Annotated in this window: 21 protein-coding genes; 11 read left to right on the plus strand and 10 right to left on the minus strand. The window is 47.9% G+C overall.

Features of this window, described 5'->3' with window-relative positions:
• The first annotated feature begins 1 nt into the window (after window position 1).
• From aguA to SD53_RS00190, 5 genes are all read left to right on the plus strand, one after another.
• Window positions 2–1,108 (plus strand): agmatine deiminase, encoded by a 1,107-nt coding sequence (gene aguA / locus SD53_RS00170; RefSeq protein ID WP_046518189.1) that lies wholly within the window; start codon window positions 2–4, stop codon window positions 1,106–1,108.
• A gap of 264 nt (window positions 1,109–1,372) precedes the next feature.
• A complete protein-coding gene (locus tag SD53_RS00175) occupies window positions 1,373–3,667 on the plus strand; it encodes a S8 family serine peptidase (RefSeq protein WP_046518190.1) in 2,295 nt (764 codons plus the stop codon).
• Between the two features lie 18 nt (window positions 3,668–3,685).
• Complete coding sequence (locus tag SD53_RS00180; RefSeq protein WP_046518191.1) at window positions 3,686–4,228, plus strand: serine protease external chaperone; 543 nt, start codon at window positions 3,686–3,688, stop codon at window positions 4,226–4,228.
• Between the two features lie 137 nt (window positions 4,229–4,365).
• Window positions 4,366–4,644: a peptidylprolyl isomerase gene (locus SD53_RS00185; protein ID WP_046518192.1), complete on the plus strand. Its 279-nt coding sequence runs from the start codon at window positions 4,366–4,368 to the stop codon at window positions 4,642–4,644.
• 24 nt (window positions 4,645–4,668) lie between these two features.
• Window positions 4,669–5,190, plus strand: a complete 522-nt coding sequence (locus SD53_RS00190; RefSeq protein WP_046518193.1) for a GNAT family N-acetyltransferase — start codon at window positions 4,669–4,671, stop codon at window positions 5,188–5,190.
• 12 nt (window positions 5,191–5,202) lie between these two features.
• Here the strand turns inward: SD53_RS00190 and SD53_RS00195 are convergent, their stop codons facing one another.
• Complete coding sequence (locus SD53_RS00195) at window positions 5,203–6,465, minus strand: DEAD/DEAH box helicase (protein WP_046518194.1); 1,263 nt, start codon at window positions 6,463–6,465, stop codon at window positions 5,203–5,205.
• A 73-nt stretch (window positions 6,466–6,538) separates the two neighbouring features.
• On the opposite strand from SD53_RS00195, the gene SD53_RS00200 reads away from it, so the two are divergent.
• On the plus strand, window positions 6,539–6,874 hold the full coding sequence (locus tag SD53_RS00200) for a GIY-YIG nuclease family protein (RefSeq protein WP_046518195.1): 336 nt from the start codon (window positions 6,539–6,541) through the stop codon (window positions 6,872–6,874).
• A gap of 27 nt (window positions 6,875–6,901) precedes the next feature.
• Window positions 6,902–7,813 (plus strand): AEC family transporter, encoded by a 912-nt coding sequence (locus tag SD53_RS00205; protein ID WP_046518196.1) that lies wholly within the window; start codon window positions 6,902–6,904, stop codon window positions 7,811–7,813.
• Here the strand turns inward: SD53_RS00205 and SD53_RS00210 are convergent.
• On the minus strand, window positions 7,770–8,270 hold the full coding sequence (locus SD53_RS00210; protein WP_068226318.1) for an HPP family protein: 501 nt from the start codon (window positions 8,268–8,270) through the stop codon (window positions 7,770–7,772). The two genes, SD53_RS00205 and SD53_RS00210, sit on opposite strands and share 44 nt — an antisense overlap.
• A gap of 89 nt (window positions 8,271–8,359) precedes the next feature.
• On the opposite strand from SD53_RS00210, the gene SD53_RS00215 reads away from it, so the two are divergent.
• On the plus strand, window positions 8,360–8,950 hold the full coding sequence (locus SD53_RS00215; RefSeq protein WP_125060832.1) for a TetR/AcrR family transcriptional regulator: 591 nt from the start codon (window positions 8,360–8,362) through the stop codon (window positions 8,948–8,950).
• Here the strand turns inward: SD53_RS00215 and SD53_RS00220 are convergent.
• Window positions 8,947–9,129, minus strand: coding sequence for a type II toxin-antitoxin system antitoxin (locus SD53_RS00220; RefSeq protein WP_046518198.1), 183 nt, complete (start codon window positions 9,127–9,129; stop codon window positions 8,947–8,949). The two genes, SD53_RS00215 and SD53_RS00220, sit on opposite strands and share 4 nt — an antisense overlap.
• Window positions 9,130–9,141: 12 nt before the next feature.
• Complete coding sequence (locus SD53_RS00225) at window positions 9,142–9,993, minus strand: SPFH domain-containing protein (protein WP_046518199.1); 852 nt, start codon at window positions 9,991–9,993, stop codon at window positions 9,142–9,144.
• A gap of 167 nt (window positions 9,994–10,160) precedes the next feature.
• Here SD53_RS00225 and SD53_RS17850 point away from each other — a divergent pair, with 167 nt between their 5' ends.
• Complete coding sequence (locus SD53_RS17850) at window positions 10,161–10,703, plus strand: MerR family transcriptional regulator (RefSeq protein WP_082101740.1); 543 nt, start codon at window positions 10,161–10,163, stop codon at window positions 10,701–10,703.
• Window positions 10,704–10,761: 58 nt separating this feature from the next.
• On the opposite strand, the gene tyrS is transcribed toward SD53_RS17850, so the two are convergent.
• Window positions 10,762–11,964: a tyrosine--tRNA ligase gene (tyrS, locus tag SD53_RS00235; protein ID WP_046518200.1), complete on the minus strand. Its 1,203-nt coding sequence runs from the start codon at window positions 11,962–11,964 to the stop codon at window positions 10,762–10,764.
• 162 nt (window positions 11,965–12,126) lie between these two features.
• On the opposite strand from tyrS, the gene SD53_RS00240 reads away from it, so the two are divergent.
• Together SD53_RS00240 and SD53_RS00245 are read left to right on the plus strand one after the other, a co-directional pair.
• On the plus strand, window positions 12,127–13,434 hold the full coding sequence (locus SD53_RS00240; protein WP_046518201.1) for a peptidoglycan DD-metalloendopeptidase family protein: 1,308 nt from the start codon (window positions 12,127–12,129) through the stop codon (window positions 13,432–13,434).
• Window positions 13,434–14,543 carry an anhydro-N-acetylmuramic acid kinase gene (locus SD53_RS00245; RefSeq protein ID WP_046518202.1) on the plus strand — a complete coding sequence of 370 codons (1,110 nt, stop codon included), beginning with the start codon at window positions 13,434–13,436 and terminating at the stop codon, window positions 14,541–14,543. The genes SD53_RS00240 and SD53_RS00245 overlap by 1 nt, the downstream gene beginning before the upstream one ends.
• Window positions 14,544–14,563: 20 nt before the next feature.
• Here the strand turns inward: SD53_RS00245 and SD53_RS17855 are convergent, their stop codons facing one another.
• From SD53_RS17855 to hrcA, 5 genes are all read right to left on the minus strand, one after another.
• On the minus strand, window positions 14,564–15,112 hold the full coding sequence (locus SD53_RS17855; protein WP_052749187.1) for an ABC-type transport auxiliary lipoprotein family protein: 549 nt from the start codon (window positions 15,110–15,112) through the stop codon (window positions 14,564–14,566).
• Window positions 15,112–16,866: an intermembrane transport protein PqiB gene (gene pqiB / locus SD53_RS00255; RefSeq protein ID WP_046518203.1), complete on the minus strand. Its 1,755-nt coding sequence runs from the start codon at window positions 16,864–16,866 to the stop codon at window positions 15,112–15,114. Before pqiB ends, SD53_RS17855 begins: the two co-directional genes overlap by 1 nt.
• On the minus strand, window positions 16,859–18,139 hold the full coding sequence (locus SD53_RS00260) for a PqiA/YebS family transporter subunit (RefSeq protein WP_046518204.1): 1,281 nt from the start codon (window positions 18,137–18,139) through the stop codon (window positions 16,859–16,861). The genes pqiB and SD53_RS00260 overlap by 8 nt, the downstream gene beginning before the upstream one ends.
• Window positions 18,140–18,280: 141 nt before the next feature.
• A complete protein-coding gene (gene grpE, locus SD53_RS00265; RefSeq protein ID WP_046518205.1) occupies window positions 18,281–18,850 on the minus strand; it encodes a nucleotide exchange factor GrpE in 570 nt (189 codons plus the stop codon).
• A gap of 29 nt (window positions 18,851–18,879) precedes the next feature.
• Window positions 18,880–19,905, minus strand: coding sequence for a heat-inducible transcriptional repressor HrcA (gene hrcA / locus SD53_RS00270; RefSeq protein ID WP_046518206.1), 1,026 nt, complete (start codon window positions 19,903–19,905; stop codon window positions 18,880–18,882).
• Window positions 19,906–20,021: the final 116 nt, after the last annotated feature.

Below are 20,021 nucleotides of genomic sequence, written 5' to 3' on the forward strand. Positions count from 1 at the left end.
GATGGCTGTCACCTTAAACAGTACGCCTCGTGCCGACGGTTTTTATATGCCGGCCGAATGGGCCCCCCACAAACAAACCTGGATGGTATGGCCAGAGCGCACCGACAACTGGCGTTTAGGCGCCAAGCCAGCACAGCAGGCTTTTTGTGCGGTGATTCGTGCCATTGCCCGGTTTGAACCTGTGACTGTATTGGCTTCTGCCGCTCAGTTTGCCAATGCGCAGGCACAGTTGAGCCTGGAGCCAACCACTCACCCGATACGTGTGGTCGAAACCTCCACAGACGACGCCTGGTGCCGTGACACTGGCCCTACGTTTGTGACCAATGGCAAAGAAGTACGAGCTGTGGACTGGACCTTTAACGCCTGGGGTGGCTTAGAGGGCGGTTTGTATTTCCCCTGGCACAGAGACGATCAGGTGGCGCAGAAGATTGCCAACATCGAAGGCACGCCACGTTACCGCACTGAAGGTTTTGTGCTGGAAGGGGGCGCTATTCATGTCGATGGCGAAGGCACTTTATTAACTACTGAAGAGTGTTTGCTGAATAAAAACCGTAACCCGGATTTAAGCCGCGAACAAATCGAGCAGATGCTGTCGGATTACCTGAGTATCGACAAAGTGATTTGGCTCAAAGAAGGCATTTTTAACGACGAAACCGACGGTCACGTTGATAATATGTGCTGTTTTGTCGGCCCGGCTGAAGTTTTATTGGCCTGGACGGACGATAAAAACGATCCGCAGTACGAACGTTCACGGGCGGCTTTAGAAGTACTGGAAAACAGCACGGACGCCAAAGGGCGTAAATTCACAGTGCACAAACTGCCTGTCCCTGCTCCTATGCTGGCCAAAGCCGACGAATATGCCACAGTCGATTTAACAGGTGCGGCTGTACCTCGTGAATCCGAAGCCCGTTTAGCCGGTTCTTACATCAACTTCTATTTATGCAATGGTGGTTTGGTGTTGCCAGTGTTTGACGATGCCAACGATCAGGTGGCGATCGACATCTTATCGAAAGTCTTTCCGAAGCATCAGGTGGTGACTGTGCCTGGCCGGGAGATTTTATTAGGTGGCGGTAACGTGCACTGTATTACCCAGCAACAACCTGCATAAGGCCTCGTTGCTTAATTTCCAATTCCCGATAAACGGAGCCACAGGCTCCGTTTTTTGGTTTAAAAACCACCAAAAACAACAAATAAATACAAAAAACTATACAAATCAAAGCACTTTCTCTCTTGAAAAAAAACACAAACAAATCACTAGAGTTTCAATTTATTAACATGTTAGGATGAAATGGCAGTTAGTTGTAAATGTGCGCACATAACAACCAACAAGCTCATAACAAAAACTTGAAATCACGGAACAGAGAACAACACAATGTCTAAGCTAAAATATTCTGCTTTATCCGTTGCTGTGCTGGTTGCTCTTGCAGCCTGTGGTGGTGATGGAAATAAAAACATTGCTCCACAAGCAACAAATGTCTCATTAACCAATATTGAAGTCAGAGAGTGGGTCCCGGTTTCTGGCGCTTTTGCCGGAACTGATGCGAATCAGGATGCATTAACTCTGACCACTATTTCAGAAAATGGTACCGCAGTGACGCCAACAGGTGGCGTGTACACACTGAGCAAAGGTACACTTGCCGTAACAGGACTGAATTTTGTTTTCACACCTATGGCTCCGGGTGAGCAAGTGTTTTCTTACACAGTGTCAGATGGCAGCGAATCCGCGACAGCGACAGTCACTATTGCCAGTGCGGGTACTGATCCATTGGCTTATCAACAGTGGCATTTAAAAAACACTGGCCAAAAAGCGTTCTCAATGAGTGACTCTTTGTATGAGACCTACTTCACTTTATTAACTGATTTACTGGGTTTGTCTGAAGAAGATGCAGCTGCAGTAGTTGAATCGCGTAAAAACCCTGATGTATTAGTGGCTGGCGAAGACATGAATGTCACTGCCGCTTACGCTGCTGGCTCAACCGGCAGTAACACTGTAGCCGTAGTAGTTGACTCAGGTCTGGAAATCGCTCACGAAGATTTACAGGGTAACGTCATTCCGAATCGCTCACTAAACTTTATCCCCGGTGCAGCAGATCCAACGAACCCAACGAATAACTCAGCCTTTGGTGATCATGGCACCAGCGTTGCAGGTTTAATTGCTGCACAAGGCTGGAACGGTTTAGGTGGTCGTGGTGTGGCCCCTGATGCTCAGCTGATTGGTATGAACTACCTGGAAGAACAAAGCAATGTAGCTTTTGTACTGAGCCATGGCGGACCAGGCAGCGGTATCACTGCATCTGAGCCAGTCGCAGTGTTTAACCGCAGTTACGGTCTGACTGTACCTGCAGCTATTGCCTATTCTGAATTTGAAGAAGCAGTACAGCAATTCAGTGCGACCGAATTACGCTCAGGCAAAGGTGCCGTGAATATGAAATCCAGTGGTAATAGCTTCCTGGATGGCAGCACAAGTTTTGATAACGATTTGTGTGCCGTAAACGGAGCGAACGACTTGGGTTTAACCTGTTACAACGGTAACTTTGAACCTTCGCAAGCCACGCCTTATTACTTCAGCGTGGGTGCGGTTAACAGCGATGGAAAACACACCAGTTACTCTACTGCTGGCGCTAACCTGCTGGTCTCAGCTCCGGCTGGTGAGTATGGTACGTTTGAACCTGCGATGGTAACTACCGACCAAATGACCTGTTTACGTGGTTATAGCAGTTTTGCTTCAGCAGAAGACTATGATGGCTTCTATTTCCCTGGCTTCTTCGAAGGATTTTTTCCGTTCAACAATCCAGGTCACCCGGAAAATGCAAGCTGTAACTACACATCAACCTTCAACGGAACTTCATCCGCGGCACCCAATGCTTCGGGCGTAGTTGCCTTGATTGCATCTGCAAACCCAGAGCTGAGCTATCGTGATATTCGTCATATTCTGGTTTCAACCAGCACTATGGTTGATGCAGAAAATGCCCCTGTCTCGTTAGAATTAGCTAATGGTGAATTTGTTGCTCACCAGGGTTGGGTAGAAAATGCGGCAGGCTACAACTTCAATAACTTATATGGTTTTGGTCGGGTAGACGCTGGTGCAGCTGTTGCTATGGCTAAAAACTACACTGTGAACTTAGGTGAAGAAGTTAGCTCTGATTGGGTTGGTGTCGGTTCTTATGCGGCCACTGAAACTCCAGCCTCTCTGGCGTTACCTGTACCGGACAACAGCGTGACTGGTGCTACAGTCACTCTTGAAGTGGCAGATGACATAGTGCTTGAAGGTGCTCAACTGAAGTTTTCCATCTCTAACCCAGAGATGGAATATGGTTTCAATACTGTAGACGGTTATTTCCAAACCACAGCGGGTATCGACTTAGCCATCGAAGTCACTTCACCATCTGGAACTAAGAGTGTTTTGTTATCCTCTAAACAGGCTCTGACTATCCCAGCGTTGACAGAAGATTTCTTCTTTCAGCCAGGTTATATACTGAATGATACCGTATTCCTGACTAACGCCTTTTATGGTGAAAATGCACAGGGTACCTGGACTATTAAAGTACTGGATGCGAACGGCTCTGACTATGCCGCCACCGGAGGCTACTTAGAGGTTGATGGCTATGTCAACAACACTGAACCTTCTGTTGTCGAGGGTGTAGCTATTCGTGTATTTGGCCATTAATAGAGGAAGTAGAGAGTTATGAAATTCAAATTAACCTTAGTTGCTCTGGCCACTATCGGAACTATGGCCTCTGCTCAAGCGGTCGAAGTTTCACCAGAGTTAAAAAGACTTATGCCAGCTAAAACTGAAACAGTAAAAGCAAAGAAAGTCGAAAACGCAGATTTTGGTGTTTACAAGTTGTTACCTGATTTAGCTTTGGCTCCAGTCAGTCTGGCCGCTGACAAAGCTGCAGGGACTTTATCTGGCCGCGCCTTAGTACAACAGGCAGTAGTAAACACAGACGGTGTGGTTAAAACTGATGCTGTGGTAAGAAATTTACTGACAGGTGAACTTGGAGTTGTTACTGGTCGTTTGTCTATTCTGGCAAATGACGCTGCAGCACTGCAACGTTTGCAGCAAGAGTTCGGCTTAAAATCAGTGAAGACTGTCGGCGATAAAATTGCCATTATGCAGGCTCCAGCCGGTGCTAATCTGACCGAATTAGTTGACTCAGTCCGTAAATCCGGATTAGTAAAGGAAGCCCGTTTAGATGTAGTTGAAAAGCTGTATAAGCCAAACTAAATCAAACGTTAAGTAAAAACCCGCTTATTGCGGGTTTTTTATTGCAGGTAATTCATAGCAACCAAATTCAGATCCGGCTTTGCTCCGATAGTCTGTCGCGTTGTACAATAGGGCTCTATTGTGAAGGAGAAATCTGCATGGCCAAAGCCTGCGCCTGCCATATTCTGGTGAAAACTGCTGCCGAAGCTGAGAAATTAAAACAATTGCTGGCCAAAGGCGCCAGTTTTCATGAATTAGCCAAAAAACACTCCTTGTGCCCTTCCGGCAAAAAAGGTGGTGATTTAGGTGAGTTTAAGCCTGGTCAGATGGTCAGGGCCTTTGACGAGGTCGTGTTTAAAAAGGCGGTGCTGGAAGTGCACGGCCCGGTGAAAACTCAGTTTGGTTATCACCTGATTAAAACCTTGTACCGCAGCTAACAGCAGCAATAAACGGAGAGCCGGATGCGTTTTGTTCCCTGTAATTATGAAGAACATGCCGAAGCTATTCTGGCGATATTTAACCACGCTATTTTAAATACGACCGCTTTGTACGAATACCAGCCCCGCACTATGGCTACTATGCAGCAGTGGTTTGCCAACAAAACAGCGGGGAATTTCCCGGTGTTGGGCCTTCTGAATGAACAGGAGCAACTGGTGGCTTTTGGCAGTTATGGCACCTTCAGGGCTTTTCCGGCTTTTAAATACTCTGTCGAACATTCAGTTTATGTGGCGCCAGATCAGCAAGGTAAAGGCTATGGTGCTCTGGTGTTGCAGCAAATTATTCAGCGGGCCCAACTGGACAATTATCACCTGCTGATTGGCGGTATTGATGCGGCTAATAAAGCCAGCATAGCGTTACATACCAAACATGGCTTCAAACACAGCGGCACTATCAGTCAGGCAGGTTTTAAATTTGGCCGCTGGTTAGATTTAGCCTTTTATCAACTGACATTAAACACCCCGGCTGAACCTGTAGACGGCTGACCAGCCTGGTCATTACTTTTTACCCAACAACTGCGCTCGTAGTTTGGCCTTTTCTTTCGCTAGCTGTTTATTGCGGCTGGCGACTTTTTGTACCCGCTCTTCTTCGGCATCGGCCTTTTTGCTGCTGTGATTCATTTTCGGATCGTGTTCATATCCAGGTAACACTTGTTGGGTGATCACTTGCTTGGTTAGTTTTTCGATGGCTTGTAACATCACCAGATCATCAGGTGTAACTAAACTGATGGCTAAACCTGAGTTGCCCGCCCGGCCTGTGCGGCCAATGCGGTGCACATAATCTTCTGCTACCTGCGGCAGGTCGTAGTTGACCACTATAGGCAGCTCTTCTATATCTAAACCACGGGCCGCGATGTCAGTTGCCACTAACACAGTTAGTCTGTTGTTTTTAAAATCATCCAGCGCCTTAGTGCGTGCGCCCTGACTTTTATCGCCATGGATAGCGCCAGCTTCAATGCCATCTAACCGCAATTGCTTCGCCAGACGGTCGGCTCCATGTTTAGTGCGGCTGAAAATCAGCACCTGCTTCCACTGCCGCGAGCCAATCAAATAAGACAACATTTCCCGTTTGCGCTGCGAATCCACCCGATACGCCAGTTGCTCTATTTTCTCTGCAGTGCTGTTGGGCTTGGCCACCTCAATCAGCACAGGAGACTTTAATAAGGTATCAGCCAGTTCTTTGATTTCTTTGGCAAAAGTGGCAGAAAAAAACAACGTCTGCCGCTCTTTGGGTAAGCGCGCCATAATACGTTTAATATCATGAATAAAGCCCATATCCAGCATACGGTCTGCTTCATCCAATACCAGAATTTGCAGCTCTGACAAACTCACAGTGCCCTGATGTAAATGATCAAGCAAACGCCCTGGAGTGGCGACCAGAATATCTAAACCTCTGCTTGCCTGATCGTATTGCGGGTTGATCGACACACCACCATAAAATACCGCGTATTTCAGCGGTAAATCAGCCCCATAAGCTTTGACGCTGTCTGCCACTTGCTGTGCCAGTTCTCGGGTTGGGGTCAGTACTAAACAACGCACCTGCAGGTTATTCACTTTTGCGGTGTTTTTACTCAGCAGTTGCAATACAGGCAAAGTAAAAGCAGCGGTTTTGCCTGTTCCTGTCTGAGCACCAGCTAACACGTCTTTGCCTTCTAAGATCACAGGTATGGTTTGTTGCTGAATAGGGGTTGGCGTGTGGTACCCCTGGGCTGTAACAGCAGAAAGAATACGGGGATCTAAACCAAGCGTGGCAAATGACATGCAATTTCCTTTAAAGTATCGGCCTTTAAGCCTTTAAAACAGCGCTAGTGTAGCAGAAGGAACACAACAAGGCATGACCGCAGTACCAACCCCATGGTTTGTTTATATGGTGCGCACGGCGACTGGCGCTTTATATACTGGCATCAGCACAGATCCTGTACGACGCTTACGTCAGCACAGCGGTGAGCTCAAAGGCGGAGCTAAGGCTCTTAAAGGCAAAGGCCCACTGCGACTTGCTTTTACTTATGCCATGCCCTGCCGTTCCTCTGCCAGCAAGCTGGAGTATCAGTTGAAACAATGGACTAAAAAGGACAAAGAGTTATTACTAAGGCAGGAAACTCAACAGCTGAACCTGCTTGAGCAGCTATCAGGCGAAAGTCGCATAGGCACAGGATCAGCTTCAGATTAGACTGGCTGAAAAGCATAAGGAGTTGTGATGGAAAATTTTGCTTTAGTCCTGATCTATCTGATGATTGGAGCCTTGCTGCGCAGACTGCCGCAGTTTCCGCAAGACACAGGTTTAGTGCTGAATCAGTATGTACTTTTTGTCGCTCTGCCTGCTTTAGTGCTACAAAAAATTCCACTGTTAGAATTTTCCAATCAACTCTGGTTACCCGCCATCACGCCCTGGGTCTTGCTGGTCATAGTTGCCGGATTAGTGATACTGGCGGGTAAAATCTGGCACTTTGAAAAAACTACAGTAGGGGCTTTGCTGGTGGTTTTGCCTTTAGGCAATACGTCTTTTTTAGGCTTTCCTATGGTCGAGGCTTTTTTTGGCGAAAACGCTCTACCTTTTGCAATGATTTACGACCAGGCCGGTTCTTTTGTGGCACTGGCCACCTATTCCACTATCCTGGCCGCCTGGTATAACCCCAATGCCGCCACACCTACTACAGGTCAAATGATCAAACGTATTTTAACTTTCCCATCTTTTATCGCTTTAGCTCTGGCGTTAGCGCTGAAATCTTGGCCTTACCCGACATTTTTTAGTCTGGTACTGGATAGTCTGGCGGCTACTTTAGTGCCGGTTATTATGATTGCCGTCGGTTTCCAGTTCAGGTTACAACTGGATAACAAAGACACTAAACCTTTGATCTTTGCGCTGGGGGTCAAACTGTTTTTGATGCCATTATTGGCTCTGGGCTTTTTACGCTTATTCCAACCTGATGCGCTGTTGCTGCAGGTAGTGGTATTTGAAGCCGCTATGCCACCTATGGTCTCTGCCGGGGCTATCGCCATTGGCGCGGGGCTGGCACTGCGATTAGTACCAGCGTTAGTGGGGTTGGGTTTGCTGCTTAGTTTTATCAGTCTGCCACTTTGGTACGCGCTGCTGCAGCTCTACGTTTAAGCAAGTGCTGATGCCCTTTGCGGTGGCTCTTGTGGTAATAATGCGCCACCAGCAGCATCAGCACAGACCCTGTCAGCACAGGGTTCAACAAGAACCACCAGTCTGGTGCTGTCAGCATGATCAGCAAGGTGGTTGCGCCTGCAGGCGGATGAGTAATTTTCAGCAGCACCATCACCCCTATCGCCAACCCCACGGCCATAGAAAGACTCCACACAGTTAAACCAAAACCATGCACAAAAGTCAGACCAATCAATGCAGCCAGAAAATGTCCGGCTATCACATTTTTTGCTTTACCCAGTGGACTCCCCGGCAAAGCAAATAAGATCACCGCGGTAGCACCAAAAGGAGCGACCAGCCACAACTGCTGCCATTGTTGCAATAATGCCAACAACGCCATCACTAATGCCGCACCCGACCCCGCCAACACAGCTTGCACCCAGACTTTATGTTCAGTCACTATATCACCTCATAAAGTAGACCACTCTGTCTACTTGCAGCTCGCATTGTAGACAGAGTGGTCTACCTGTGTCAAGCTAAGGAGCTACTGTGCTGAGGGCATCTATGGAACCGGATAAAAAACAACAGCTTGTTGAAACAGCCTTAACTTTGTTTTACCGCTATGGTGTGCATGCTGTGGGCATCAATCAGATTTTAGAACAGTCTGCTGTGGCCAAAAAAACCTTATATCACCATTTTGTCAGCAAAGACGAGTTGTTATTGGCGACGCTGGAACTTCGACATCAGCGCTTTTATCACTGGCTGCAGCAAGAGTTGAATCGAAACGAAGGCACAGATCCGGTAGATAAACTTTTTGATGCGTTAGGTGCCTGGTTTGAAGGCAAGGCAGAGCCTTTAGGGCCTTTTTTTGGCTGCTATTTTCAAAACTGCGCCGCTGAATACCATGGACCAGATAGCGCTGTATTGCGGCTTTGCGCTCAGCATAAGCTCAAGGTGAAGCAGTTGGTGAACACTCACCTTCAGAGCTATCAGCGACCAGAGCAAACCCAGTCCTTATTACTTGATGGGCTGATGTTATTGAAAGAGGGCGCTATCAATATGGCTTTATTGCATACCGATGCTACTGTAGCTCAGCATGCCAAACAACAAGCCAGACTGCTGCTGCAGGCCTTAAGTTAATCCGGTTCTGCAGCGGGTTCGGCCGGAGGCTTTTTCTTTAGCCGCCCGGATTGAACAAGGGCCTCACGCAGCAGGTATTCTATCTGACCGTTGACACTGCGAAACTCATCATCAGCCCAGTGCTGTAAGGCCTGTAGCACTGCCTGATCAATGCGCAACGCAAAGGCTTTTTTCGACACTCTGCTCTCCGTTTAGTATAAAGTGCCGGTGTTGATCACAGGCTGGACCTGATGATCACCACATAACACGACCAGCAAATTACTGACCATAGCGGCTTTACGTTCTTCATCCAGTTGCACCATGTTTTTCTCCGATAAACGGGCCAGAGCTAACTCCACCATACCAACAGCCCCTTCCACCAGTTGTTGACGGGCCATCACCACAGCCCTTGCCTGCTGGCGTTGCAGCATGGCGCTGGCAATTTCAGGTGCATATGCCAGATGACTGATACGCGCTTCCAGTACGTCCACACCCGCTTTATCCAGACGGGCCTGTATTTCAGCTTTGAGTAAATCTGTCACTTCAGGGCCATTACTGCGCAGACTGATGTCGGTATCGTCTGCCGCTTCATAGGGATAACTGGACGCTAAATAACGCAAAGCCGCTTCGCTTTGTATACTGACAAAGTTTTCGTAGTCCTCCACCTCAAATACGGCTTCAGCGCTGTCTACTACTTTCCATACCACCACAGCGGCAATTTCGACCGGATTGCCACTGTGATCATTCACTTTTAACTTACCACTTTCAAAGTTGCGTACCCGCAGCGATACCTTTTGTTTGCTGTAAAACGGGTTGGCCCAACGTAAACCTGTTTGTAAATCGGACCCGACATAACGACCAAACAGTTGCAACACAGCACACTGATTGGGCTGCACCATATAAAAACCAAAAAAGCCAATACCGAGCAAAATCAACGCCAGTATCGCCACCAGTTTCAGTGGCCCACTCAAGGCCAGCAGAGCCACACCAGCGAAAATAAACATAGCCGGCAGCACAGCTAGCATCATCAAACCACTACGGCTTTTTGCCAGATACTCTTTCATCAGATCCTCTCCGTTTGATATCAATTTAATATCAAATTAGCTTGATTCAGACAAAGAGCAAGCGAATGCGTATAAAAAACCTGCTATCGGTCGCAAAAGATCCAGAGTTCGTTGACACTGACTCATTTGATAAATATGATAAATTTAATCAAATCAGAAAACTCATTATGTCAGAGCAACATCAACTTCTTTCCACCCGACAAGCAGCCAAACTGCTCGGCGTTTCTGTGCGCACTATCCAGCTTTGGGTTGAGCAGGGTTTGTTGAGCGCCTGGAAAACACCGGGCGGACACAGACGCATAGTGCAGGAGTCGTTACTGGGGTTGTTACATAAAAGACAGCGGTTGCAGCCCTTGACCTATGTGCTCTGCGTCGATTTTGATGCAGATTTTTTCAAATTATTACAGGCTTTATGTCAACAATGGCATTTTCCTGTCGAATTACAGCAGGCCCGCAACACGGTTGATGCTTTACTGCTTATGGGTGAACGCAAACCACAACTGGCCATCATGGGAGCTGTGCAGCAAGAGGTTGATCTGCCACTACTGCTGCAGGAACTGACCAAGCATCAGGTTAAACTAGCGCTGTTATCCGCAGAGCAGCCCCAGCTTGCGATAGAGATCATCTGGTTACAGCTCCCCTTTGATGCGTTGCAGTTTAAAGCTGAACTTCAGAAGCTGCTTTTTGCACGCTTGCAACAAGCGAGCTGACAGTAAAAGTGAAAAACCGGCATCGCCGGTTTTTTTCACTGCAACAGTCTGTTCATCGCTAGACCAGACTGACTTTAGCAAACTTACGTTTGCCAACCTGAAAGATATGACAACTGCCTTTGGCAAATTCCATTTTGCTGTCTTCCAGTTTGGTTTCACCATCGAGCTTAACTGCACCTTGTTTGATCATCCGCAGCGCTTCTGAGGTACTCTCCACCAAACCTGCTTCTTTTAACAGATTAGCGATTTGGATACTGTCTGCAGTTAAAGTCAGTGTCAGCTCAGGGATGTCATCCGGTAAGGCATTTTTCTGAAAACGCTGAATGAAATCCTGCTCAGCAGCATCTGCTGCGGCCTCGTCGTGGAAACGGGCAATAATTTCCTTAGCCAGTTCAATTTTAATATCCCGTGGATTACGACCTTCAGCCGCTTGTTGCTTCAGCGCAGCTATATCAGCGATAGGACGGAAACTCAGCAAATCGTAGTAACGCCACATCAGCTCGTCACTGATGGACATCACTTTGCCAAACATCTCACCAGGTGCATCTGTGATGCCAATATAGTTGCCAAGCGACTTGGACATTTTCTGCACACCGTCCAGGCCTTCGAGCAATGGCACCATAATAATGGTTTGTGGGCGCTGACCTTCGTCTTTTTGCAGCTCACGGCCCATCAACAGATTAAAGCGCTGATCGGTGCCGCCCATTTCGATGTCAGCCTCTAAGGCAACCGAATCCCAGCCCTGCACCAGCGGGTATAAAAACTCGTGAATAGCAATAGACTGGTTATTGGCATAACGCTTTTTAAAATCGTCACGTTCCAGCATTCGGGCTACTGTTTGACGTGCGGCCAGTTTGATCATGCCTGCAGCACCCAACTGCTCCATCCATTCCGAGTTAAAAGCCACCCGGGTTTTGGCCGGATCCAGAATTTTAAATACCTGATCTTTGTAGGTCTGCGCATTGGCCAGCACATCTTCGCGGGTCAAAGGCTTGCGTGTAACATTTTTACCTGTCGGGTCGCCAATCATGCCGGTGAAGTCGCCTATCAGGAAAATAACTTCATGACCCAACTGTTGAAAGGTTCGTAATTTGTTGATCAGAACCGTATGGCCCAAGTGCAAATCTGGTGCAGTTGGATCGAAACCTGCTTTGATTTTTAAAGGTTTTCCTTCCTTTAATTTGGCAATAAGTTCTTCTTCTAACAAAATCTCTTCGCAGCCGCGTTTTATCTCAGCCAGCGCCTGCTCCCAGTGAGCCATGGTCTACTCCTACATCTCTTTGTATTTGGCAAAATTCCAAGTCTGCATTCTAACGAAACATTTCTTTAGATCAAACCAACAAAAGTGTGGCATCAGGTAAAAAATCGTTATATGCTCGTTTTTTTATTGGTTTGTCTGATAATAATAAGAGATGCGCTTTCTATGATTTCATCTTTGCCTATCAAACATCGGTTATTAATCGGCGCTTTAAGCGGCATTGTTGCCGTTATGCTGTTGATCCCGTCAGAACAAGCTTCAGCCTCCAGAACTACAGAAACTTCTGAGTTGGAAGTTGGAAAAAGATACAGTATTGATATCCCTTTGGTGGAAGAGAAAATTGCAGCAGAACAGCTAGCCACTCTGCCACACGAAGATAACTCACTGGAGTGGGTGACTGTTGATGTGAAAAAAGGCGACATTTTGTCGACTATTTTCCGTAAAGCTAAATTAGATCAAGCCGCGATGCAGGAAGTATTGGAACTGGGTAAACCAGTCAAAACCTTAACCCGCATTTTTCCCGGTGAACAAATTGAGTTTGGCCTGGATAATCAGGGCAAGCTGCAGGAAATTCGCTACCCGATCAACAACCTGAAAACTTTACGTGTCCAGCGTACTGCCGATGGTAAATTTGCGGCGCAAGAGTTACTCAAAGAAGTGGAAACCCGTACTGAAGTGGTCAGTGGCGTGGTCAACGGTTCATTCTGGAATGCGGGTCTGGAATCAGGTTTAACTGAAGCTCAGATGCTGACGCTAGCTAACAACATCTTCAGTTACGACATCGACTTTGGTCTGGATATCAAAGCTGGTGACAGTTTTAGTGTGATTTTTGAGACCCGTTATGCAGACGGTCAATTTGTGGGTAACGGGAATATTCTCGCTGCACAGTTTAAAAACGAAGGTCAGGTCTATCAGGCGGTTCGTCACAAGGATGGCGCCTACTACAAGCCGGATGGCAAGGGCACCAAACAAGCCTTCTTACGTGCTCCGGTTGCCTTCCAGTATGTCAGCTCTAACTTTAATCCTCGCCGCTTACACCCAGTGTTAAAGAAAGTAAAACCACACAATGGTGTTGATTATGTTGCTGCAGTAGGAACTCCGATTATGGCGGCTGGCGATGGTAAGGTGATCGCTTCTACCCGCAACGCCGTCAATGGTAACTATGTGTTTATTAAGCACAAAAACAACATAGTTACCAAGTACCTGCATTTGTCTAAACGGGACGTCAAACAAGGCGAGAACGTGAAACAAGGTCAGGTGATAGGCCGCTTAGGTGCAACGGGCCGTGTCACAGGCGCTCACCTGCACTATGAATTTGTAGTCGGTGGTGTGCATCGCAATCCACGTACTGTGAAATTACCTCAGGTGGATGCTTTATCAACCAGTGAACGCATTGCTTTTGTTAATCAGGCGAAGCAGTTAATTGCGCAAATGCAAAACCATGAACGGATCACCGTCGCTGCGGCTGAGTAATGTCCGGTTTGTATATAGGCATCATGTCCGGCACCAGTCTCGATGGCATCGATCTGGTGCTGGTTCGTTTTGGCAAGTCCGAACAGAACGCACTTCAGCCACAATTGCTTGACTCCCTGCTTCTCCCCTTCCCTACTCAGTTACGGCAACAATTAAATCAATTGACTCAGTCAGGTCCGGATGAACTGGAGCTGATGGGGTTAGTGGAGCAGCAATTGGCATTGGCTTATGCTGAGGCAGTCAACCAGTTCTTAGCGAAAAACAAACTGAGCCCGACCCAGATCGAAGCCATTGGCTGTCATGGCCAAACCATTCGTCACCGTCCTTATGCCCAGTTTCCTTTTACCTATCAGATTGGTGATATGTTTCGTTTGGCTGCTGAAACGCAAATCCGGGTCATTGCTGATTTTCGCCGTAAAGACATGGCGTATGGCGGACAAGGTGCGCCGCTGGTACCGGCGTTTCATCAGGCGATATTCGCCAGACCAGACAGCTATCGCGCTATTTTAAATATTGGGGGTATCGCCAATATCACCTTGCTGCAACCCAACCAGCCAGTACGGGGTTTTGATACAGGGCCAGGCAATGGCTTAATGGATCACTGGATCCAGCAACAGGGTTTAGGTTTATTCGACAAAGATGGCCTGTATGCCGCTTCAGGTTCAATACAGCAGGATTTGTTAGCAAACCTGCTGTCAGACCCCTACTTTCAGCTACAGGGCCCCAAAAGTACGGGCAGAGAGTATTTTAATCCACAGTGGCTGGCACAAAAATTACAAGCCAAAAACTACGCTCCAGCCGATGTACAACGTACACTCACCCGTTTTACTGCCCAAAGCATCAAAGTCGCGCTGAATAATGAAGCCATCGAAGAGCTATTTATTTGTGGTGGTGGAGCTTATAACAAAGTACTGATCAATGACCTGCAGCAGTTATTCCCTGCAGTACAAGTGCGGCAGACTGCCAGTTTAGGGGTAAAAGCAGATGATGTGGAAGCTATGGCTTTTGCCTGGCTGGCTTATGCCTATGACCAGAAGATCCCGGGCAATATTCCGGACGTAACGGGCGCACGGAAAGCTGTAGTTTTAGGCGCGGAATTTAGCAGTTAACACCGCGCCCGGTCTTAGTGTTACTCCACCAGTTTTGCTAGTTGTGTCGCCACTTGTCCCCAGCCTTGCCCTAAAGTTTTGACTACTTCATCATAGCCATCATCAGCTATAGCCAATTGCAGCTCAAAAGGCATTTGCTTCACGGCAGCGCCTGTGAGTAAATGCGCCTGACCACTGATCAGCACCACTCCATCCGCCGTGGTATGGAACTGAGTCACCTGCACTGTCAGGCGACTGTCCGAAGGGCTACTGGCTTGTTGAGTCACACGCCAGTCTGCTAACGCAGCGGACAAATGCGCTTGCAGGGTACGGGTCAGTTGTTGGTCTAATGCTTCGGCCCATTGATGAGTGCGGGTCAGTTGCAGGTTCACTGCATTGTTCTGATACACCAGCGCATTGCTATTTAAATAACTGGCCACCATTACAGGTTCGATCACCAACACTTTGCTGCTATCGACTAGCGGTGCTTTGGCCGCTACTGCAGGTAAACGGTAGTACTGCAGTTCTGCAGGAGAGCTACCACAACCAGCCAACGCCAGACTTAACACTACACAAGCTAAATAACGCATTAGTTGCCCTTCTCAGGTTCAGGATCTTTTGGTAGATCGGCATTAAAAATCAGTGAGTTACTTTGACTATTCATAGTTTTAATCACAGGCTGTAAATCACGCAATAACTGATCCATCGACTGCAAATTACCATTTAAACGCTCGTAAGCCGGTGAACCAGGCGAAAAGCCCGCCAGAGTTCGACGCAGTTCAGCCAAACTTTGTTGTAAATCAGCAGGCAATTGCTGCACTGCATTGTTTTTCACCAGTTGGTCGAGCGACAGGATCAACTGCTCGGCATTTTTCAGCATTTTTTCACTCTGCGCTAAAGTGGCTGAACTTTGTGCTAACACATCTTCCACCGGCAGACGATTGACTTTATCCAGTACCTGCAGCACTTTTTGCTCAATATTGGCTAAACCACTGGGCGCTGTTGGCATAATCTTCAGACCAGCGTGCTCGGCCAGGGCAAAAGGTGCAGGTACAAAACCTTCACTGGAAAACTGCGGTGTCTGCGCTGTGGCGACTTGAACTTTGTCAGACGGTTCAGCGTCAGCCAAAGTCGGCTCATCCAGTTTGACTTTAGGCGACTCAATCACTGCATCGGTTTGCACCAGTTCAATATACAAAGCACCAGTTAATAAACTACCGGTTTTTAATACCGCTCTTAAACCATGTTGTACTGCAGTTTCTAATTCCTGCGCCAGTTTTTTCAGGCTCATCTCACCCGCCAGACGACCCGCTTCCACCCGCACCAACACCGGAATACCTTTGTTAAAGGCCACATCCAACGGATTGTCCATATTAAAAAAGTATGGCGCCATAGCCACAGTACCAATACGTATGCCTTTGTATTCCAACGGAGCACCCGCGGTCAGACCACGAATAGACTCATCAAAAAACAGCAGGTATTCGTTGTATTCAGTATACAAACCTTCTTTGATCGCCTTTTGGTTTTTAAACAGTTGAAACTCGCTGTTGCTGGCGACTTTATCCCCGGCAGGCCAACCGTCCAGCACATCAAAATGCACCCCACCGCTGAGCAACGTAGCCACAGAAGCTAATTCCACCCGCACGCCCTGCGCAGACACATCCAGCGCCATACCACTGGCTTGCCAGAAACGCACGTTTTCAGTGACTAACGAATCATAAGGGGCACGGATAAACAACTGATAGGTCATATGGCCTTGCTCGGCGACAAAATGACTGGTCTCTACCGTACCTACCGCATAACCGTGATAAAGCACAGGGTCGCCAACGGCCAGCGCTGTGGCATCATCACTTAACAAAGTCACCCGTACCCCAGGCGCATCGGCTGGTGCTATAGGCGGACTGTCCAGCAGCTCGTAATAATACTTTTGCACACTGGCTTTTCCCGGTTGCAATTCAATATAAGCGCCTGATAATAAGGTATTTAAACCACTGACGCCGCCACGGCCTACTGTAGGTTTAACCACCCAAAGCTGCGAGTCTTCATTCAGTAAAGCTTCAATGCCTGGATCCATCCGGGCTTTGATCAACACTTTGCTTAAATCTTCCGATAGCTGCACCGATTCCACCCGGCCTATATCCACACTGCGGCTTTTGATCTGGGTTTTACCTGCCACTATGCCCTCAGCATTCAGGGTCACCAGGGTAATCAGGGGCCCCTGATTTTTTTGAGTGTAGTAAAGCATCCAAATGCCAATAGCAACAGCTATCACTGGTACTATCCAGATCGGGGATAATTGTCGGATCTTTTTCACCGCGGCCACCCGGCCCTGCGTCTTAGCCACGCTGCTGCTCCTCTTTTTTATTTCGTTGGTCCCACAGTAAACGTGGGTCAAAACTCATAGCGGCGAGCATGGTGGTGATCACCACAGTCGCAAAAACTATCGCCCCCATACCAGGGTAAACCCCCATCAATAAATCAAATCGAACCAGCGCCGCAAGAATAGCCACCACTAACACATCCACCATAGACCAACGCCCTATCCAATCGACCAGCAGGTACACTCTAGTCGACAGCAACTGGCGTTTATGTCCACTGTGGCTGGCCAGATAACAAAGCCAAAACATCACTGCAATTTTCACCACAGGCACCACTACACTGGCCAATAAAATCACAATAGCCACAGGATAAGCTCCATCCTGCCACATTAATATGATGCCGCTGATGATCGTAGACTGAATACTGCTGCCAAGCGATACCGTCTCCATAATAGGCAGTAAGTTGGCCGGGATATACAACAAGGTCGCGGTGACGAGCCAAGCCAAGGTCTTTTGCAGACTAGCCGGTATTCTGGCCGTCACTTTGGTGCCACAACGGCCACAATGCTTTTGCTCCAGCGGCACTATGGCAGTACAACAACTGCAACTGGCTAAATTCAGTGAAACCCCGGTCCGACCGGCAAAATCTGCCGGGACAGGCTGAGGCGCCGGCGCTATCGATTCCCACAAGGCATGACGGTCTATGACCTGAAAAGTGCGCAAATGCAACAAACAAAACAAACAAAAAGCCCAAAAGCTCATACCCACAGAAATATCGGCGTAGACCACAAGTTTGACAAAGGCGACCAGAATACCGATCAGAAAAATATCGACCATGCTCCAGGGTTTGAGCATATAAAGCACCCGCGCAGTCCAAACCAGACCCCGCACCCGCCTTACCATCCCCAGCTTGATATAAATCACCGCCAGCATACAAAAAGCCGGTATCGCCTGAATAAACAACCAAACCAGCACGGCCAGCCATTGTTGATGTTCGTTAAATAATACCGAGGAGGTATCAAAGAAACTCATAATATGGACGTTACCCGCCACATCCATACCGATAAAAGGAAAGAGGTTAGCCAACACCAGCATAAACAAGGAGCTGGCGGCATAAAGCACAGGACGTAATACCGGATCTTTCTGGCGCATATCCAGCAAATAACCACAGCGACTGCAGGCTGCTTCCTGACCAACAGAGAGCAACGGCAATTGCTGCAATAAATCGCAGTGGCGGCAAAGCACCAGTTCAGCGCTAGCGTGCGCAGGCTGCGTTACACCAGACTCCAGATCAGACAAAAAGATTCCTTTGTAAATGCCGACACTGTGATGCGACTATTGTAAAAGCCTGAAACAATAAAGCCCAGTAAAAATTAAAGGGGCGAAAACCATAGCTGCTGACAGCCCGGATTTTCGCCCCCCGCTTGTTACGGACGCTGTTTATTCAACAGCTTTAGATACACCCACCATCGCAGGGCGTACTAAACGGCCATTTAACTCGTAGCCTTTTTGCATGACAAAAGTCACAGTGTTTGGCGCCACATCGGCACTTGGCTGAATCGACATCGCCTGATGGAATTCAGGATTAAATGGCTGACCCTGTGGGTCAATTTGCTGCACACCGTTTTTTGCCAGGGTATCCAACAAACTCTTCAGGGTTAAATCCACACCTTCACCAATAGCTTTTTGGCTTTCGTCGTCACGATTTAAGAAAGTTAAAGCACGCTCGAGGTTATCGACTACAGGCAATAAATCACCTGCGAAACGCTCCAGCGCAAATTTATGGGCTTTTTCAACGTCCATAGCTGAACGACGACGGCTGTTGTCGGCTTCAGCTTTAATTCTAAGCATTAAATCATGCTGCTCTGCCAACTGGGCTTTTGCCTGCTGTAATTCTGCATCCAGCTTTGCAATAAGTTCCTGCTCCGGCGTCAGTTCGACCACTTCTTGCTCTGCCGCTGCTTCCGCAGCCTGTTGTTGTTCAGTTTGCACTTTATCTTGCTCGCTCATTAGTTACTACTCCACCATAGGTTGGCTTATTATGGGGATTGATTAAGATGATTCAAGTTAAAAAACATTTGTTGTGCGACAGCTTCCACTAAAGGCACAAAACGGCCGTAGTCCATCCGTCGTGGCCCAAGCAACGCGATAAAGCCATGGGGCTCAGCACGGTAGCGCGCACAGATCAAACTCACCTTGGCTAAAGGTTCAATACCAGACTCACGTCCGAGTATTAATTTAGGTTGAGCATCCTCAGTCACAGGCGTTAATAACTTCACCAGACAGGACGGATTATCCAAAAGTTCAATCACTTGCTGCAATTCCGGATCCCGGTGGTAGTCACTTGCCTGCATCAATTGATGCTGACCATAAATCAGCGGCTGATGCTGCTGCATCTCATCCAGACTCAGTTGTGTCATAGCGGTTTGTACTAAAGTCTGCACAGCTCCAGATTCTTGTTTGGCAATTAAGGCTAAACGCGAAATCCCATCCAGCCAGTCCTGTCCGCACAACGCCGCATTCAGCAGACACAACACCCGGCTCAGGGTTGGATTATCAATTAAATCATCGTTAAACAGCACGCGGTGCAAAATATCGCCGTCTTCGTCTATCACCACTAGCAACAAACGTTTTGTGGCCAAACGCACCAAATCAACCTGCCGTATCACCCGGCCCTGCCCCTTGGGCGCACTGACAATACTGACCATGCCGGTTAAGTTAGCAAGCAACTGCCCGGCTTGCTGGCATAATAAAGAAACAGGCAATTGTGGCGGTAAGTTCACCTGAATAGCATCCAGCCAGCGGCCACTCAACGGCTCTAGCTGTAACATTTTATCGATAAATAAGCGGATACCCGAAGTGGTTGGCACCCGGCCAGCAGAGGTATGAGGAGAACGGATAAAACCCTGCTGCTCCAGCAGCATCATGGTATTGCGCACAGTCGCCGAACTGACACCAAGCTCTGATTGCTCACACAACAATTTAGACGACACCGGCATACCATCCGTCAGATAATGCTCGACGATGAGTTTTAATATCAGTTCTGGTCTGCTTAACTGAACCACTACCGCTGTTACTCCGGTTAAAAAGACTGCCCAAATACCAAAAATAAATACGCCCTGCTTATACTGCTATGTATTGTGGGGTCTTTATTAAAAAATTCAAGCCTTGGCCGTCTTGC

Source organism: Rheinheimera mesophila, assembly GCF_000986865.1.
Classification (GTDB): domain Bacteria; phylum Pseudomonadota; class Gammaproteobacteria; order Enterobacterales; family Alteromonadaceae; genus Pararheinheimera; species Pararheinheimera mesophila.

Coding starts and splice junctions, on each gene's coding strand:
- aguA (WP_046518189.1), top strand. CDS start 2: ATGGCTGTCACCTTAAACAGTACGCCTCGTGCCGACGGTTTTTATATG.
- SD53_RS00175 (WP_046518190.1), top strand. CDS start 1,373: ATGTCTAAGCTAAAATATTCTGCTTTATCCGTTGCTGTGCTGGTTGCT.
- SD53_RS00180 (WP_046518191.1), top strand. CDS start 3,686: ATGAAATTCAAATTAACCTTAGTTGCTCTGGCCACTATCGGAACTATG.
- SD53_RS00185 (WP_046518192.1), top strand. CDS start 4,366: ATGGCCAAAGCCTGCGCCTGCCATATTCTGGTGAAAACTGCTGCCGAA.
- SD53_RS00190 (WP_046518193.1), top strand. CDS start 4,669: ATGCGTTTTGTTCCCTGTAATTATGAAGAACATGCCGAAGCTATTCTG.
- SD53_RS00195 (WP_046518194.1), bottom strand. CDS start 6,465: ATGTCATTTGCCACGCTTGGTTTAGATCCCCGTATTCTTTCTGCTGTT.
- SD53_RS00200 (WP_046518195.1), top strand. CDS start 6,539: ATGACCGCAGTACCAACCCCATGGTTTGTTTATATGGTGCGCACGGCG.
- SD53_RS00205 (WP_046518196.1), top strand. CDS start 6,902: ATGGAAAATTTTGCTTTAGTCCTGATCTATCTGATGATTGGAGCCTTG.
- SD53_RS00225 (WP_046518199.1), bottom strand. CDS start 9,993: ATGAAAGAGTATCTGGCAAAAAGCCGTAGTGGTTTGATGATGCTAGCT.
- SD53_RS17850 (WP_082101740.1), top strand. CDS start 10,161: ATGTCAGAGCAACATCAACTTCTTTCCACCCGACAAGCAGCCAAACTG.
- tyrS (WP_046518200.1), bottom strand. CDS start 11,964: ATGGCTCACTGGGAGCAGGCGCTGGCTGAGATAAAACGCGGCTGCGAA.
- SD53_RS00240 (WP_046518201.1), top strand. CDS start 12,127: ATGATTTCATCTTTGCCTATCAAACATCGGTTATTAATCGGCGCTTTA.
- SD53_RS00245 (WP_046518202.1), top strand. CDS start 13,434: ATGTCCGGTTTGTATATAGGCATCATGTCCGGCACCAGTCTCGATGGC.
- SD53_RS17855 (WP_052749187.1), bottom strand. CDS start 15,112: ATGCGTTATTTAGCTTGTGTAGTGTTAAGTCTGGCGTTGGCTGGTTGT.
- grpE (WP_046518205.1), bottom strand. CDS start 18,850: ATGAGCGAGCAAGATAAAGTGCAAACTGAACAACAACAGGCTGCGGAA.